13 protein-coding genes are annotated in these 15594 nt (G+C 65.0%); 1 reads left to right on the forward strand and 12 read right to left on the reverse strand.

All coding sequences use genetic code 11. The annotated features are described in order from the left end of the window. Window positions 1–162: 162 nt before the first annotated feature. From J4D28_RS25210 to iolC, 11 genes are all read right to left on the reverse strand, one after another. Window positions 163–1089 carry a sugar ABC transporter substrate-binding protein gene (locus J4D28_RS25210; protein ID WP_009048473.1) on the reverse strand — a complete coding sequence of 309 codons (927 nt, stop codon included), beginning with the start codon at window positions 1087–1089 and terminating at the stop codon, window positions 163–165. A gap of 54 nt (window positions 1090–1143) precedes the next feature. Then, the gene (locus J4D28_RS25215) at window positions 1144–1329 is read right to left on the reverse strand and encodes a hypothetical protein (protein ID WP_009048472.1); all 186 of its coding nucleotides are present in this window, start codon (window positions 1327–1329) and stop codon (window positions 1144–1146) included. A gap of 130 nt (window positions 1330–1459) precedes the next feature. Further along, window positions 1460–2518 (reverse strand): Gfo/Idh/MocA family oxidoreductase, encoded by a 1059-nt coding sequence (locus J4D28_RS25220; protein WP_103331702.1) that lies wholly within the window; start codon window positions 2516–2518, stop codon window positions 1460–1462. A 273-nt stretch (window positions 2519–2791) separates the two neighbouring features. After that, complete coding sequence (locus tag J4D28_RS25225) at window positions 2792–3652, reverse strand: sugar phosphate isomerase/epimerase family protein (protein ID WP_041986638.1); 861 nt, start codon at window positions 3650–3652, stop codon at window positions 2792–2794. Between the two features lie 274 nt (window positions 3653–3926). Next, complete coding sequence (locus J4D28_RS25230; protein WP_028682671.1) at window positions 3927–4937, reverse strand: Gfo/Idh/MocA family protein; 1011 nt, start codon at window positions 4935–4937, stop codon at window positions 3927–3929. Window positions 4938–4971: 34 nt separating this feature from the next. Continuing rightward, window positions 4972–6906: a 3D-(3,5/4)-trihydroxycyclohexane-1,2-dione acylhydrolase (decyclizing) gene (gene iolD / locus J4D28_RS25235; RefSeq protein ID WP_103331703.1), complete on the reverse strand. Its 1935-nt coding sequence runs from the start codon at window positions 6904–6906 to the stop codon at window positions 4972–4974. A gap of 147 nt (window positions 6907–7053) precedes the next feature. Beyond that, the gene (locus J4D28_RS25240; RefSeq protein WP_016701783.1) at window positions 7054–7875 is read right to left on the reverse strand and encodes a TIM barrel protein; all 822 of its coding nucleotides are present in this window, start codon (window positions 7873–7875) and stop codon (window positions 7054–7056) included. Window positions 7876–7910: 35 nt separating this feature from the next. Then, complete coding sequence (locus J4D28_RS25245) at window positions 7911–9410, reverse strand: CoA-acylating methylmalonate-semialdehyde dehydrogenase (protein ID WP_009048466.1); 1500 nt, start codon at window positions 9408–9410, stop codon at window positions 7911–7913. A gap of 30 nt (window positions 9411–9440) precedes the next feature. Then, on the reverse strand, window positions 9441–10265 hold the full coding sequence (gene iolB / locus J4D28_RS25250) for a 5-deoxy-glucuronate isomerase (protein ID WP_038631761.1): 825 nt from the start codon (window positions 10263–10265) through the stop codon (window positions 9441–9443). Next, window positions 10262–11155 carry a myo-inosose-2 dehydratase gene (gene iolE / locus J4D28_RS25255; protein ID WP_038631758.1) on the reverse strand — a complete coding sequence of 298 codons (894 nt, stop codon included), beginning with the start codon at window positions 11153–11155 and terminating at the stop codon, window positions 10262–10264. Before iolE ends, iolB begins: the two co-directional genes overlap by 4 nt. A 258-nt stretch (window positions 11156–11413) precedes the next feature. Further along, entirely contained in the window at window positions 11414–13351 is a 1938-nt protein-coding gene (gene iolC / locus J4D28_RS25260; protein WP_028682666.1) for a 5-dehydro-2-deoxygluconokinase, read from the reverse strand. 322 nt (window positions 13352–13673) lie between these two features. On the opposite strand from iolC, the gene J4D28_RS25265 reads away from it, so the two are divergent. After that, window positions 13674–14594, forward strand: a complete 921-nt coding sequence (locus tag J4D28_RS25265) for a MurR/RpiR family transcriptional regulator (RefSeq protein WP_009048462.1) — start codon at window positions 13674–13676, stop codon at window positions 14592–14594. Window positions 14595–14597: 3 nt separating this feature from the next. Here J4D28_RS25265 and J4D28_RS25270 read toward each other — a convergent pair whose 3' ends face one another. Beyond that, the gene (locus tag J4D28_RS25270; RefSeq protein WP_103331705.1) at window positions 14598–15464 is read right to left on the reverse strand and encodes a patatin-like phospholipase family protein; all 867 of its coding nucleotides are present in this window, start codon (window positions 15462–15464) and stop codon (window positions 14598–14600) included. Between the last annotated feature and the right edge of the window lie 130 nt (window positions 15465–15594).

Below are 15594 nucleotides of genomic sequence, written 5' to 3' on the forward strand. Positions count from 1 at the left end.
CGGCCTGGGCGGCGGGCGGCACGGCCGCCGCCGGGATGCTCGAAGCAGTCGCTGAAGCGAACATGATCAGGTACTCCATCCGCGGGGTAGCTGGGCCACCCCGCCGGCTTATTGTTGTGATGGAACGGGCGAGCTTTTTTGAACCCGTTTTTTAAAGCGGGCCTATTTGAACTGGGCGACGTTTTCCGGGGTGATCAGGCGATAAGGCACCCACACCGCCTGTTCCACCGGCTCGTGCCTGGCCATCTTCACCGCGGTGTCGATCGAGCCGTCGGCCTGGCCCTTGGCATCCTGGAACACCGAGACCGCCAGGTCGCCCTTCTGCACCGCGCGCAGGCCATCGGGCGTGCCGTCGACCCCGGCGATCAGCACACTGCCCTTCTCCACCCCGGCCTGTTTCAGCGCCATGGCGGCGCCGATGGCCATTTCATCGTTGTTGGCCACCACCGCGTCGAACTTGCGGCCCTGGGTCAGCCAGTCGTTGACCAGGGTCATGGCCTTGTCCCGCAGCCAGATCCCGGTCTGTTCCTGCTCGACCTTGATCCCCGGATATTTAGCCAGCACTTCCTTGACGCCCTTGGTGCGGTTGGTGGTGGAGTTGTTCGCCAGGTCGCCCAGCAGGATCACCACCTCGCCCTTGCCGCCCATCTTGTCGGCCAGGTACTGCATCTGCATCTGTCCGGCCTCCAGGTCGTTGGAGGCCACGGTGACCACGCCCTTGGGCAGGTTCAGGTCGTCCGGACGGCGGTTGACGTAGACCAGGGGAATCCCGGCCTTGACCGCCGCCTCGGTGATCTTGCGGGTCGCCGCGGTGTCCACCGGGTTGACCACGATGGCGTCGACCTTCTGGCTGATAAAGCTTTCCACCTGGCTCAGCTGCTTGACCACGTCGGCCCGGGCGTCCTCGAACTGCAGGGTGACGCCGTCCGGCAGGGACTTGGCTTTCTGGTCCATGGATTCGCGCAGGTAGGTCAGCCAGGTGTCGTCGAACTGCGACATGCTCACGCCGATCTTCAGGTCGGCGAACGCCGAGCCGCTACCCAGCAACAGGGACAGGGCGAGCGTGGCAAAACGGGTCTTGGTCTTCATGAAAGGTCTTTCTCCACATTCTTGTAGGTTTTATGGATAAGGCGCAGAAACCACTCAGTGAGGCAGACGCACGATCGGCGCGCCGGGCATGCAGCACACCAGCGCGCCCTTGCGTTCGACGCAAAGCAGGCGGACCAGGGACTGGACGATGGCGGCAGGCCGGGATGTTTGGCGAGACAGCGGACGGCGGCGCAAGAATGCGCGACGAAGCAGATGCAAAGCGGAACTGAAGGTTTTCATCGACGGTACCTGTTGTTTTTGTTGGCGGGTTCCACTCGGCTCAAGGCGGGCTTGAGGTCGGTGCGAGAACCCTGCTAGTCGGCAACCTGGAAACGACTTTATTGGAAAATAATTTCTATATCAACTCATTTTAGAATTTTATTCCAAATTCATTCTGCAGCCGGAAATCGGCCATTTCCACCACCTGGCGCTGGCGCCAGCTCAGGCGCGCGGCGTCCAGTACGCGGGTGGTGGCCAGGGCCTCGGCCGGCGTCACCGGCAGCGGCCCCTGCCCTTGCAGCGCCGCCTGCCAGCGTTTATAGAACTGCAACCAGTCGCCCCGCTCGGAGGCTATCCGCTCGCGAATCTCGCCCTGCTCGAACCAGCCCCAGCGCCGGTGTTCCTCGACGCCCCAGCGCTCGCCCTCGGTCTGCGGCGACAGACCGGCGACCAGCGCCTGCTCCTGGCCGTCCAGGCCCTCGACCGTATAACTGCCGGCCGAACCGCTGACCCGGAACCGCGGCCCCTGGCAGTTCTGCAGACAACTACCGGACAAATGGGAAACCACGCCATTGGCATGGCTCAGGGCGAGGAAAAAACCGTAGTCGCAGGTCGGCGCCTGGGCGGCGTACTGCAACTCGGCGTAGACCCGGGTCACCGGGCCGAACAGCTGCAAGGCCTGGTCCACCAGATGGCTGCCGAGGTCGCGCAGGAACCCGCCGCCGCTGGCATTGCCCACGGCCTGCGGCACATAGCGCTCGACCCGCGACTCGAAGCGGCTGACGCTGCCCAGGGTGCCGCTGTCGATCAGCTTGCGCAGGGTGAGAAAGTCCGAGTCCCAGCGCCGGTTCATGTACAGGCTCAGCGGCACCCGGCGGGTTGCAGCGGCGTCGATCAGCGCCCGCGCCTGTTCCACGTCGCTGGCGAAGGGCTTGTCGCTGACCACCGGGACACCGCGCTCGATGGTTTCCAGCACCAGCGCCGCGCGGCCCTCCAACGGGGTGGAAATCACCAGCCCGTCGACCCCGGCCGCGACCAGTTGCTCGATGCTGTCGAAGGCCCGCACCCCGGGATGCTCCGCCGCCAGCAGTTGCCGGCGCTCGGCCGAGCGGGTGACCACCCCGACAAAAGTCGCGCCGGGCAGGCTGGCAATCAGCGGTGCGTGAAAATGTCGGCCGCCATGGCCGTAACCCACCAAACCAATGCGCATCGCAAAGCCCTCCTTATATAGAACCGTTGTACTGCTGTAGCCGCTGGCGCAGCCTGCGATCGACCACGCGGTAACGGTAATCAACTCGCCCTTGTAGGAGCGAAGCTTGCTCGCGATGGAGGTCAACGATGACGCGTATTTCCTGACGAAACGCAGCATCTTCAGGTTCATCGCGAGCAATCGAGCGTCGACCGGCTGCTCCTACAAACGGCGGTACGTAGAAATGCCGGCCGCTCCCCATTCGATCCGCATGATCCGACCACAGGGGTCGCTTCAGCGGCACAGTTCGCCGCTGACCCGCTCCAGCATCATCCGGTTGGACTCGTCCGGGCGGTCTTCCCAGGCGAACACCGAGACCGTGGCGATGCCGTCGAACTGGATCTCGCGCAAGGTATCGAAGAACGCCGTCCAGTCCACTTCGCCCTGGCCGATGTCCAGGTGCTGGTGCACGGTGGCGGTGACGCCCGGCGGGTTGACGATATAGCGCAGGCTCGAAGACGCCTTGTGGTTGTAGGTGTCGGCGATGATCAGGTGGCTGAGCTTGCTGCCCGCATACTTGAGCATCGAGGCGATATCGCCCTTGCCGTCGTCGTAGAAGAAGGTATGCGGCGCCGCGTACAGGTAGTTGATCCAGTCCCGGTCCAAGCCGCGGATGATGTCCACCGACTCGTTGTTGCGCTCGCAGAAATCATAGGGATGGGCCTGGATATCCAGCTTGATGCCCTCGCGCTCGAACTCCGGAATCAACTCGTCCATGGAGCGCATGAACTGGTTCTCGCACACCAGCGGGTTGTCCGACTGGCCGGTGAATTCGGTGTTGACCAGCTCGCAGTCCAGTTCCACGGCGATCTGGATCGCCCGCTTCCAGTTGCGCACCGCCGCCACGCGCAAGCCTTCGTCGGCGGCGGCCCAGTGGTACATCGGCAGCAGCGACGAGAGCTGCACGCCGCTGTCGCCCAGGGCCTTGCGAAACGCCTTGATCCGCGCCCGGTCGACCCGGGGCGCCTTGTAGAACGGCAAAAAATCCTCGCGGGGCGACAGCTCGATGTACTCATAGCCCAGCTCGGCGGCCTTGTCGGTCATCTGGCCCAGCGGCAGGTGGCGGTACATGTAGGGGTCCAGTGCAATGCGCATTTTAGTGTCCTCCCCGAATCTCAAGTGGTGGCCTGTAGCCGCTGCCGCAGGCTGCGATAAGGCCGAAGGCCTTCAGCGATCTTCAGGCCTTGCGCGCCCTTCGGTCGCGATCGCAGCCTTCGGCAGCGGCTACAAAGTTGCTGCCTACCCTGTAGGAGCGAAGCTTGCTCGCGATGGACGTTAACGATGACGCGTATTTTCTGGATAAACGCGGCGCTCTCAGGTTCATCGCGGGCAATCGAGCGTCGACCGGCTGCTCCTACAAAATCAGCATTCAGCCGTAGAACGCCGGGCGCGGCGGTTGCGCGACCTTGACGATCTGCCCGCTGTTCTGCGCCTCGATGCAGGCATCGGCGGCCACCGCCGCGGCATAACCGTCCCAGGCCGAAGGACCGCCCACCTGCCCGGCCCGCACGCCGTCGATAAAGGCCTGCAGCTCGACGTCATAAGCGGCGATAAAGCGGTCCTTCCAGTCCATCAGGATCGCGTTGGACAGCTTGGCCTCGCTGCGCAACTGCACCTGGGACGGCTCCGGCAATTTGGCGATGCCGGTCTCGCCCACCACTTCGCACTGGATGTCATAGCCGTACTGGCAGTTGACGAAGACCTCGACGTCGATGCGCGTGCCCTTGGCGGTTTCCAGCAGCACCACCTGCGGGTCGCGCAGGTGCGCCAACGCCTTGCTCGACTTGCGCGGGAACACCACCTGCACCGACACGTAGTCGTCGGCCAGCAGCCAGCGCAGCACGTCCAGCTCATGGATCAGGGTGTCGGTGATCGCCATGTCGGTCTTGTAGTTCTCGCCGACCCGCGGGTTGCGGTGGGCGCAATGCAGCATCAGCGGCTCGCCGATCTGGCCGCTGTCGATCACCGCCTTCAGCGCGCGGTAGCCGGTATCGTAGGGGCGCATGAAGCCCACCTGCACCAGGCGCTTGCCGTGGGCCATCTCGGCCTCGACGATCTTGCGGCAGCCGGCGGCGGTCACTGCCAGCGGCTTCTCGCAGAACACCGGCTTGCCGGCGGCGATGGCCGCCAGCACGAACTCTTCATGGCTCGGCCCCCAGGAGGTGACCAGCACCGCCTCGACCTCCGGCGCCTTGATCAGCGCGTGGCCATCGGGATACACCTCGGCGGCGATCTTCAGTTCGGCCACCACCTTCGCCGCCTGCTCCAGGTTGATATCGGTGACCGCCACCACCTGGCTGCCCAGCAGGGTCTGGCTGCAACGACGGATATGGTCCTGGCCGATGGCCCCGGTACCGATGACGCCCAGTTTCAAAGACATGGTGCTACTCCTGTTGTTGTTCGTTCGAGAGCAATCAGTACTGCCGGGCCTTGGCCAGGCGTTCGTTGAGTTGTCTGGCCACCGCGTCGGTACGGGCGCTGGTGGACACCTGCGCCACCCCGACCCGCCACCAGGACAGGTACTTGTGGATCATGGTCTTGGGCAGGACCTTGATATCGATCAGGGTCGACACGCTCTGGGTCCGCGCATCGGCCAGGGCCGCCTGCAGCTCTTGCACGGTCCTCACCTTGTAGGTCTTGCAGCCATAGGCCGCCGCGCTCATGGCGAAATCCACCGGCACGAAGGCGCCGTCGAGCTTGCCGGTTTCGGGGTTGCGGAAGCGGAACTCGGTGCCGAAGCTGTCCATGCCGTGTTCCATCTGCAGGTTGTTGATGCAGCCGAAGGTCATGTTGTCCAGCAGCACCACGTTGATCTTGCGCCGCTCCTGGATCGAGGTGGCCAGCTCCGAATGCAGCATCAGGTAGGAGCCGTCGCCCACCAGGGCGTAGACCTCGCGCTGGGGCTCGGCGAGCTTGACCCCCAGGGCCGCGTTGACCTCGTAGCCCATGCAGGAATAACCGTACTCGACGTGATAGGTGTTGACCCCCTTGCTGCGCCAGCTGCGTTGCAGGTCGCCGGGCAGGCTGCCGGCGGCGGCGACGATCACCGCGTCGTCGGCCAGGGTCTGGTTGAGCACCCCCAGCACCCGACTCTGGGTCAGGCAGGAGCCGGTCAGCTCGATGAATTCGCGCAGCACCGCCGGGTCCATATGGTCGTTAATCTCCGGGACAAAGCCGTCGGCGTGGTATTCGACCTGGTAGACCCGGTCCACCTCCGCGTCCAGCTGCGCCCGCGCCTGGCTGATCTGGTCGCCCCAGGCAGCCTGGTAATCGCTGCGCGCCAGGGCCGCGGCCAACCCGTCCAGGCCTTCCCGGGCATCCGCCAGCAGCTGCACGCCGTCGAGCTTCAAGGCATCGCAAGGGCTGATATTCAGGTTGAGAAACTGCGCATCAGCGCGGAACAGCGACTTCGAGGCGGTGGTGAAATCGCTGTAGCGGGTGCCGATGCCGATGATCAAGTCCGCCTCTTTCGCCAGCAGGTTGGCCGCCAGGCAACCGGTCTCGCCGATGCCGCCGAGGTTCAGCGGATGGCTGGAAACCACCGCGCTCTTGCCGGCCTGGGTCTCGGCGAAGGGAATGCCGAAGCTTTCGGCGAAGGCCAGCAGTGCCTCGTTGGCCCCGGAATACTTGACCCCGCCGCCGCAGATGATCAGCGGCTTGCGCTTGCCGGTAAAACCCGCCACGGCATCCTCGAGCATGGCCGCGGTGGCCGGCCGGCGTTCGATGCGGTGCACGCGTTTTTGCAGGAAGTAATCCGGGTAATCGTAGGCCTCGGCCTGCACATCCTGGGGCAAGGCCAGGGTCACCGCGCCGGTTTCCGCCGGGTCGGTGAGCACGCGCATGGCGTGGATCGCCGCGGTCATCAGTTGCTCGGGGCGGTTGATGCGGTCCCAGTATTTACTCACGGCCTTGAAGGCATCGTTGGTGCTGATGCTCAGGTCGTGGAACTGCTCGATTTGTTGCAGTACCGGGTCGGGCTGGCGGCTGGCGTAGACATCGCCGGGCAGCAGCAACAAGGGAATGCGGTTGGCGGTGGCGGTCGCCGCGGCGGTCAGCATGTTCGCCGCGCCCGGGCCCACCGACGAGGTGCAGGCGTAGATCTTGCGCCGCAGGTGCTGCTTGGCGAAGCCGATGGCCGCATGAGCCATGCCCTGCTCGTTGCGGCCCTGATGCACCAGCAGCTCGCCGCTGTCCTGCTCCAGGGCCTGGCCCAGGCCGAGCACGTTGCCGTGGCCGAAGATGGTGAAGATCCCGGCGACGAACTTGCTCTGCACCCCATCGATCTCGACGTACTGGTTGTCGAGGAATTTCACCAGGGCCTGGGCCATGGTCAGTCGTGTCGTAGTCATGTCTGCACCTTGTTGAAGACGGTGAAGGTTGCTGCCTGTAGCCGCTGCCGCAGGCTGCGATCGCGACCGAAGGGCGCGCAAGGCCTCGAGATCGCTGAAGGCCTTCGGCCTTATCGCAGCCTGCGGCAGCGGCTACAGGGAACGGTGTCAGGCCAGGGCGTGCTTGAGGTGGTCGATGCTCGCGCCGATCGCCCGCTGGATATCCGCCAGCCCATGCACGCTGTCGGCGAAGGGTTCGAACGACAGGTGGCCGCTGTAGCCACGCTCGAGCAGGGTCTCGATCTGCGCCGCGTTGCCGAGGATGTCGCCCTCGCCCACCAGCACCCGGTGGCCGTCGCGGATGCTCGCCAGCGGCGCCTCGCGGTCCTCGACCCCGGAGATATGCACCAGCCCGGTGAGCTCGGGGAAGAACTCCTGCTCCCCGGCCAGATGATGGTGAAAGGTGTCGTGCACCAGGCGGAACACATCCAGCCCGCCGATGGCGCGGATCGCCTCCACCGCCGTGCGCTTGCGCCGCAGGGAGCATTCCTCGAAGCCCAGGGGTTCGATAAAACCGAGAATCCCGTGCTCGCGCAGGATCGGCGCCAGCTCAGTCAAGGCAGTGCGCAAACCGGCGCTGCGCTCGGCCTCGTTGCGGGTATCGGCGCGGTCGTTCAGCGGGCACATCACCAGGCCGCGGGCGCCGCAGTCGCGGGCATAGGCGGCGAGCTTCAGGGCCTGGGCGCGACGCTCGTCGTTCCACACATCGAAGGGGTACAGCGCATTGATCGACAGCACCTGGATGCCGTGGGCCGCGCACAACTGGCGCACCTGTTGCGGCGGCGTGCCGTCTTCAATCTCCACGCCCGCAAGGTCATTGCGGATCTCGATGGCATCGGCTTTCAGGGTCACCGCCAGCTCGATGAACGCCGGCAGGCTCAAACGTGGGGCAACCATACGATTCAGGGCGAAACGCAGGGGCTGGCTCATTATTCTTGTTCTCCAGAGCAACGGGTTGAAGGGTTTTACTTGGCGGTCGGCATGCTGAACTCGGGGCCCTTGGCGATGCTGTCCGGCCAGCGCTGCATCACACTCTTGTAGCGGCTGTAGAAACGCAGGCCTTCCTCGCCGTAGGCGTGGTGATCACCGAACAGCGAGCGCTTCCAGCCACCGAAGGAATGCCAGGCCATGGGCACCGGAATCGGCACGTTGATGCCGACCATGCCAACCTTGATGTTGCGGGCGAAGGCCCGGGCCACGCCGCCGTCACTGGTGAAGCAGGACACGCCGTTGCCGAACTCATGGGCGTTGATCAGCGCCACCGCGCTGGCGAAATCCGCCACCCGGACGATGCCCAGCACCGGGCCGAAGATTTCTTCCTGGTAGATGCTCATCTCCGTGGTCACGCCATCGAACAGGGTGGCGCCGACAAAAAAGCCCTGCTCCGCGCCCGGCACCTTGAAGCCGCGGCCGTCCACCAGCAGTTGCGCGCCCTGGGCCACGCCCTGGTCGATGAAACCTTCGACCTTGGCCTTGTGCTCGGCGGTCACCAGCGGCCCCATGTCGCTGTCGCCCTGCATGCCGTTGCCGATCTTCAACTGGTCGATGCGCGGCCGCAGTTTCTCGATCAACCGATCGCCGACCTCGCCCACCGCCACGGCGATGGAGATCGCCATGCAGCGCTCGCCGGCCGAGCCGTAGGCCGCGCCGATCAGCGCGTCGGCGGCCTGGTCGAGGTCGGCATCGGGCATCACGATCATATGGTTCTTCGCCCCGCCCAGGGCTTGCACGCGCTTGCCGCGGGAGGTGGCCTGCTGGTGGATGTACTCGGCGATCGGTGTCGAGCCGACAAAGGAAATCGCTTCGATGTCCGGGTGCTGCAACAGCCCGTCCACCGCCGCCTTGTCACCCTGGACCACGTTGAACACGCCATCGGGCAGCCCGGCTTGCGTCAGCAGGCGGGCCATCAGCAGGCTGGCGGACGGGTCGCGCTCGGACGGCTTGAGGATGAAGCAGTTACCGCTGACCAGGGCCAGCGGGATCATCCACAGCGGCACCATCACCGGGAAATTGAACGGGGTGACCCCGGCGCACACGCCCAGGGGCTGGCGCAGGTTCCAGTTGTCGATGCCGCCGCCGATGTTGTCGCTGAAGTCGGTTTTCAGCAGGCTCGGCGCGCCACAGGCGAACTCGACGATCTCGATGCCGCGGGTCACTTCGCCGCGGGCGTCGGACAGCACCTTGCCGTGCTCGCGGGTGATGATCTCTGCCAGCTCGTTATGGTGCCGGTCCAGCAGTTCCTTGAACTTGAACATCACCCGCGAACGGCGCAGCGCCGACTGCTCGGACCAGGCCGGGAAGGCCTTCATCGCCGAAGCAACGGCGTCGTCCACCGTCTTCTGGCTGGCCAGGGCGACCCGGGCCTGCACGCGGCCGGTGGCCGGGTTAAACACATTGGCGAAACGCTCGCCGCTGCCTTGCACCTGACCGTCGATGTAATGGCCGATTACCGGGGCGTCACTCATTGTTCTTGTTCTCCATTCGAAGGTTGGAAATCAGAGATCCAGCAGCCAGCTGTGCTGCGGATCGTTATGGAACTGCCAGACCCGCTTGGGCCCGGCCATGACGTTCAGGTAATAGGACTCGTAGCCATAGGGCACGCTGACCGGGTGGTAACCCTTGGGCACCACCACCAAGTCGCCGTGTTCCACGGCCATGGCCTCGTCGATGCTGCGGTCGTCGGTGTAGACCCGCTGGAACACAAAGCCCTGGGGCGGATTGACCTGGTGGTAATAGGTCTCTTCGAGAAAGCTCTGGTGCGGCAGGTCGTCGGTGTCGTGCTTGTGCGGCGGGTAGCTGGAGGAATGCCCGGACGGCGTACGCACCTCCACCACCAGCAACGAATGGGCTGGCTCGCTGTCCGGCAGGATGTCGCACACATAGCGGGTGTTGGCGCCCTTGCCGCGCACGCTGCGCTTCATGCTTTCGGGACGGATCAGCCGGGGGCCGAGGCCGTTTGCGGCGGAGCTTTTTGCAGTGCAGCCGGGCGCGGCGCAGACGGCGATCTGCACATCGCTCAGGGCCGTGACCTGGGCCTGGCTGCCGGGTGGCAGGTAGACGGCGAAGGGCGATTTGTCCTCGAACACCGATTGCCGGTCGCCGAGGTTGTCCCAGCCGAACGCGCCCTGCCCCGGCGCTTCGCCTTGAATGCCGATGCGTCCACTGAGCAGCACCAGGCACAGCTCTTTATCACCGGCACTGAGGGGCAGGCTTTCACCGAGGCTCAGGCGGTAGGCGGCAAAACCGACGTACTGCAATCGGCCCTCAGTCAACTGGACCATGGTCCGGCCCTTGGCCGCGCTTTTTACCAGCAGGCTCATGGGGCAGTCCTCTCATCGAGCAACGCGCGCAGGGTGTCGTAGCCCTTCTTCGCGTAGATGTAACTCGGTGCCACCGCCGGGTCCTGCTCGGCCTCCACCACCAGCCAGCCCTGGTAATCGGCGGCCAACAGCTCGTCCAGCAGCGCGGCGAAATCGATGTCGCCATCCCCCGGCACGGTGAAGGTGCCGTTGATGATGCAGTCGGGGAAACTCCACAGGTTGTTGCGCGCCAGCTGCACCACCGGCTTGCGCACGTCCTTGAAGTGCACATGGCAGACACGACCGATGTGCTTGCGCAGCACTTCCAGCGGTTCGCCGCCGCCCATGTAGCAGTGGCCCGAATCGAACAGCAGGCCGACTTCGCTGCCGGTCAGGCTCATCAACTTATCGATGTCCGCCGGCGATTCGACGTAGGCGCCCATATGGTGGTGGTACGCCAGGCGCACGCCCTGGGACAGGGTGAAACGCGCAAGCTCAGTGAGTTTGTCGGCGTATTCCTGCCAGGCCTGCTCGCTGTGAAAACGCGGACGCTCCACCAGGGCAATGCGCTGGCCCTGGATCGAGTCGGCGACCTCGCCGTAGACCAGCACCCTGGCACCGTTCTGCGCCAGCAGCTGGACATGGCTGGCGATGGCGTCGATCTCCTCGGCCACCGAGCGCCGCGCCAGGCGGCTGGAATACCAGCCCGAGACCAGCGCCAGGTCGTACGGGCGCAGCACATCGCCGACGCCCTTGGCATCCTTGGGGAACTTGCCGTTGAGCTCGAAACCTTCGTAGCCGATTGCCTTGCCCTCGCTCAGCGCCGTGCTCAAAGGCGTTTCGCCGCCGAGGGACGGCAGGTCGTCGTTGCTCCAGGAAATCGGGTTGATGCCAATTCGGATTGCGGGCATGGCTGCACCTTTTATTGTTTTCTAAAGCGTTCTGAAAAATTCCCGGCCTCGTACCCACTGCTGCAGCCGCTGTAGCCGCTGTAGCCCTGTAGCCGCTGCCGAGCTTTAGCGAGGCTGCGATCGGCTTGGGCGGCACTCCGACGCAGCAGACGCGCTCTTGAAATCGCTGGAAGGTCCTGCGGACCTTATCGCAGCCTCGCTAAAGCTCGGCAGCGGCTACAGGTGTTGCGTCAGGGCTCTTGCGGTCAGGCTCTATGTTCAGGCGCGGGCGGCGCGCCAGGCGTCGATCAGCTCGACGAAGGTCGCCTGCACCCGGCGGATCAGGGTCTCGTCGTCGATCTCGCTGGCCAGCCAGGCCCGGCTCGGCTCGTGGAAAATCGTGCGGCCCACGGCGAACCCGCGGCAGGTGCGGCTATTGCCGGCCTGGCGGAAGCCCTCGGCCAGGGCCGCCGCCGGGGCGTTGAGACCCAGCAGCACCACGCCACGGCAATAGGGGTCGCGCTCCTCGATCAGCTCATCGAGCTGCTTCCACTGCTCGGCGCTTTGCGCCTCGATCTTCCACCAGGCCGGAAAGATGCCCAGGTTGTACAGGCGCTTGAGGGCGCGGTAGAGCACATCCGGGTGGGTCGAGGGGTGGTCCTTGGGCGGAATGATTTCCAGCAGCAGCTCATGGCCGCTGACCTGGGACGCCTGGTACAGGCCCTTGATCTGCGCTTCCTGCTCCAGGCGCAGCAGCGGCTCGTCGTCCGGGTGGTACTGCACCAGGCACTTGATGATCTGCTCCTGGGGCCAGGCAATCAGGTTGCTGCCGATCGAACGCCCGTGTTCGAAGGCCAGCGGCCGCGAGCCCTGGACCTCCACCGGCCGCGCCACCCACCAGCCACGGCCGGTGGCGGCGTTCAGCGAATCCTGGCCGAAACGCTGGTCGGCCAGCAGGCCGACATCGGCCTCGACGCCCTGCGCGCGCAAGTCGGCCTCGACCCGCTCCACGGCCTGGATAAACAGCTGCTTGAGCTGACTGATGGACTTGAGCTCGCGCCCGCCCTTCTGCGCCAGTTCCACCAACTGCCCACGATGATCGAAGGCAAAGATGAACAGCTGCTTCCAGGCCTTGCGCGGCACGCTGACCTGATGCAGGCGCTGCAGGGTGCTGTCCTGGTCCGGCCGGGTGATGGGTACCGGGCTGCTGAACAGGTAATCCAGTTCGGCGCGGGTCGGCATCGCCGGCGCGCAGGCATGGCGCGACACGACTAAACCGCCGCAGGCATTGGCCAGCTGGCAGCAGCGCTCGTCGCTGGCGTCCTCCAGCCAGCCGCTGAGGAAGCCGGACATAAAGGCATCACCCGCCCCCAGCACGTTGAGCACTTCGACCCGCACCCCGGGGTAAATGGCGCCGTCTTCCAGGCGCGCGGGGATCGCCCCGTGGATCACCGTGCAGCCCTGGGGGCCGAGCTTGACCACCAGGGTCGCGGCGGTCAGCGAACGCACTGCGCGCAAGGCGCTGAGCAACTCGTCGCTGCCGCCGGCGATGAGGAATTCTTCTTCGGTGCCGACGATCAGGTCGAAGCGCGGCAGGATCTTCTGCACATGGGCGCTGACGTTCTGGTCGGCGACAAACCGGGTCTCGCCATCAGCCTTGCCCGCCAGGCCCCAGAGCACCGGGCGGTAGTCGATGTCGAGCACGCGCTGGACCTTGTGTCGCTCGGCGTACTCCAGGGCCTGGAGGCTGGCCTGGTACACGCCGTCGGTGGAGAAATGGGTGCCGGTGATCAGCAAGGCTTTGCTGGAGGCGATAAAGGCTTCATTGATGTCTTCGGCGCGCAGGGCCATGTCGGCGCAGTTCTCGCGGTAGAACACCAGGGGGAAGGTCTCGCGGTCCTTGAGACCGAGCAGGACCAGGGCGGTCAGGCGCTGCGGATCGACCTTGATCGCGCTGACGTCGCAGCCTTCGCGGGCCAGGGACTCCACCAGAAAACGCCCCATATGATCGTCGCCGACCCGGCTCAGCATCGCCGAGCGCAAGCCCAGGCGCGCGGTGCCGAAGGCGATGTTGGCGGACGAGCCGCCGAGGTATTTGGCGAAGCTTGAGACATCTTCCAGCCGGGCCCCGACCTGCTGCGCATAAAGGTCGACGCCCAGGCGTCCGAGGCAAATCAGATCCAATTGACGCCCATTGGCAAAACGAGTCTGGCCCATGCTGGCTCCTGTTATTTTTATCAGCCTGCGCGTGGCACCGAGGAAGGCGCCGAACGCTCTTGGTGGATGCAGACTAAAACGTTCATCGGCGCCAATCAATATTTTTTCTATAAAATTTTTACGTGGAATATTTTTTCCAATAAACTTTTTCAAGGCCGGTCCAGGCAGCGTGCATCGTTTCAGCAGACGGCCTGTGGGCCCGCGCCTCAAGATTTTCCCTGCGCCGACCCTGTAGACTGCGCACAGCCCACCTATTGTCAGGGAATGGATCAACCCGCCCGTTCCCATCAAGTACAAGCCAGTAAGCACAGAAGGATTGCCTATGTCCCGCACCGATCAGCCGGCCACGACCGAGAGCCCGCAAGACAGCGACCTCGCCAGCCCCCCGATCAATGCCGAACGCCTGTTGCAGCTGATCACCCAGGAATACGAAAGCCTGCCGCGCCAGCTCAAGCGCATCGCCAGCTACATGAGCCAGCAGAGCGACCGGATCATGGTCGACCGCATCAGCGACATCGCCCGCGAATGCGAGGTGCACCCTTCGGCCATCGTGCGCTTCTCCCAGCGCTTCGGCTTCAGCGGCTTCAGCGAGATGCAGGCGCTGTTTCGCGAGGCCTACACCCACAAGACCACCCCGGTACAGAACTACCAGCAGCGCATCCGCAGCATGATCGCCAACAAGTCGCAGAAGGCCAGCGGCGGCGACCTGGCGCGCGAGTGCATCAATGCCACCCTGTCGGGCATCGAGCGCCTGGGCCTGGAGCTGGATGACGCAGCCTTCGACAAGGCCGTGGACCTGGTGGTCAACGCCGACAACATCTACGTGGTCGGGGTGCGCCGCTCCTTCGCCGTGGCCGACTACCTGGTGTACAACCTGCAGCACACCAACAAGCGCATCCACCTGGTGTCGGGCCTGGGCGGCAGCTACCGCGAGCAGATGCGCAGCATCCGCCCCAACGACCTGGTGATCGCCATCAGCTTCACCCCGTATGCCAAGGAAACCCAGCACTGCCTGCGCATCGCCCAGCACCATCAGGCCAAGACCCTGATCATCACCGACAGCAACCTGTCGCCCCTGGCCAAGCGCGCCAATAGCGTGCTGCTGGTCAACGAAGGCAGCTCCTTCGCCTTCCGCTCCCTGAGCGCCACCCTGTGCCTGTGCCAGGCGCTGTTCATCGCCGTGGCCTACCGCCTGGAACTGAAGGTCGACGAGATTCACGAACAGGCGGGGTTCGAGGACTGAGCCTCACCCCGCCGAGTGCGTATGCGCCTGCAACGCCCCCGGCACGCCGGTGCGCAGCAGGCCGCCCTCCTCGACCCAGGCCAGGGTCTGCCGGTGGGCCCGTTGCAGCAGTTGTTCGGTCTGGCTGAAGTCGAACACCGAAATGCCCAGCGGACACAACGGCGCGACCACATGGATCGCCGCCTGTGGCGAATAGAGCTCAATGTCCCGCACCAGCTGGCGCATGCTCATCAGGTTCAGGGTGTGCAAGGCCAGGGCGATCAAGCCGCTCGGCGGTCGCGGGCAGGCGCAACCGAATCCGGTCGGCACCACGATGACCCGGGTCGCGCCCAGCGACACCGCCGCGGCGATCGGGGTGTTACTGGCGACGCCGCCGTCGACCAGCAGCTTGTCGCCGATCTGCACCCACGGAAACACCAGCGGAATCGCGGCACTGGCCAGCAGGGCCTGCTCGACGCTGCCACTGGATAGCAGCTCCTCGGCCCCGGTGAGCAGGTTGGTGGTGACGATATGCAGGGGCAGTTCGGTGTCTTCGATGCGGGTGACCGGCAGCACCCGGCGCACCAGGTTCGCCAGCGCCGACGAGGGCAACAGGCAGCCGCGACGCTTGAGCACGAATGACAGCGCGTCAATCACGGAAAACGGAAACACGTCGGCCTTGCGCAAGCCACGCCAGAAATCGGCCAGTTCGGCGACGCCGCGGGCATTGGGCCTGGCGGCAAAGTAGGCGCCGTTGAGGGCGCCGACCGACGCCCCGACCACCAGGTCGAACACCACGTGTTTTTCGATCAGCGCCCGCAGCATCCCCACCTGGACAGCCCCGAGGCTGCCACCACCGGCAAGGACAAGGGCGGTTCGGGTGGGATGCATAGCGCTTCTCCTGCCAACACTCAGCCTTCCTACACAATAGCGCTGCCACACTCCGCTACGAGGCCGTCTGGCGGCTCCCGTGCCATCGCATGCTTTTCATCTGAAAGACCGGCACCGGCTACATCGCTCA

Source organism: Pseudomonas sp. GW531-T4 (genome assembly GCF_017349615.1).
Taxonomy (GTDB): Bacteria; Pseudomonadota; Gammaproteobacteria; order Pseudomonadales; family Pseudomonadaceae; genus Aquipseudomonas; species Aquipseudomonas chlororaphis_I.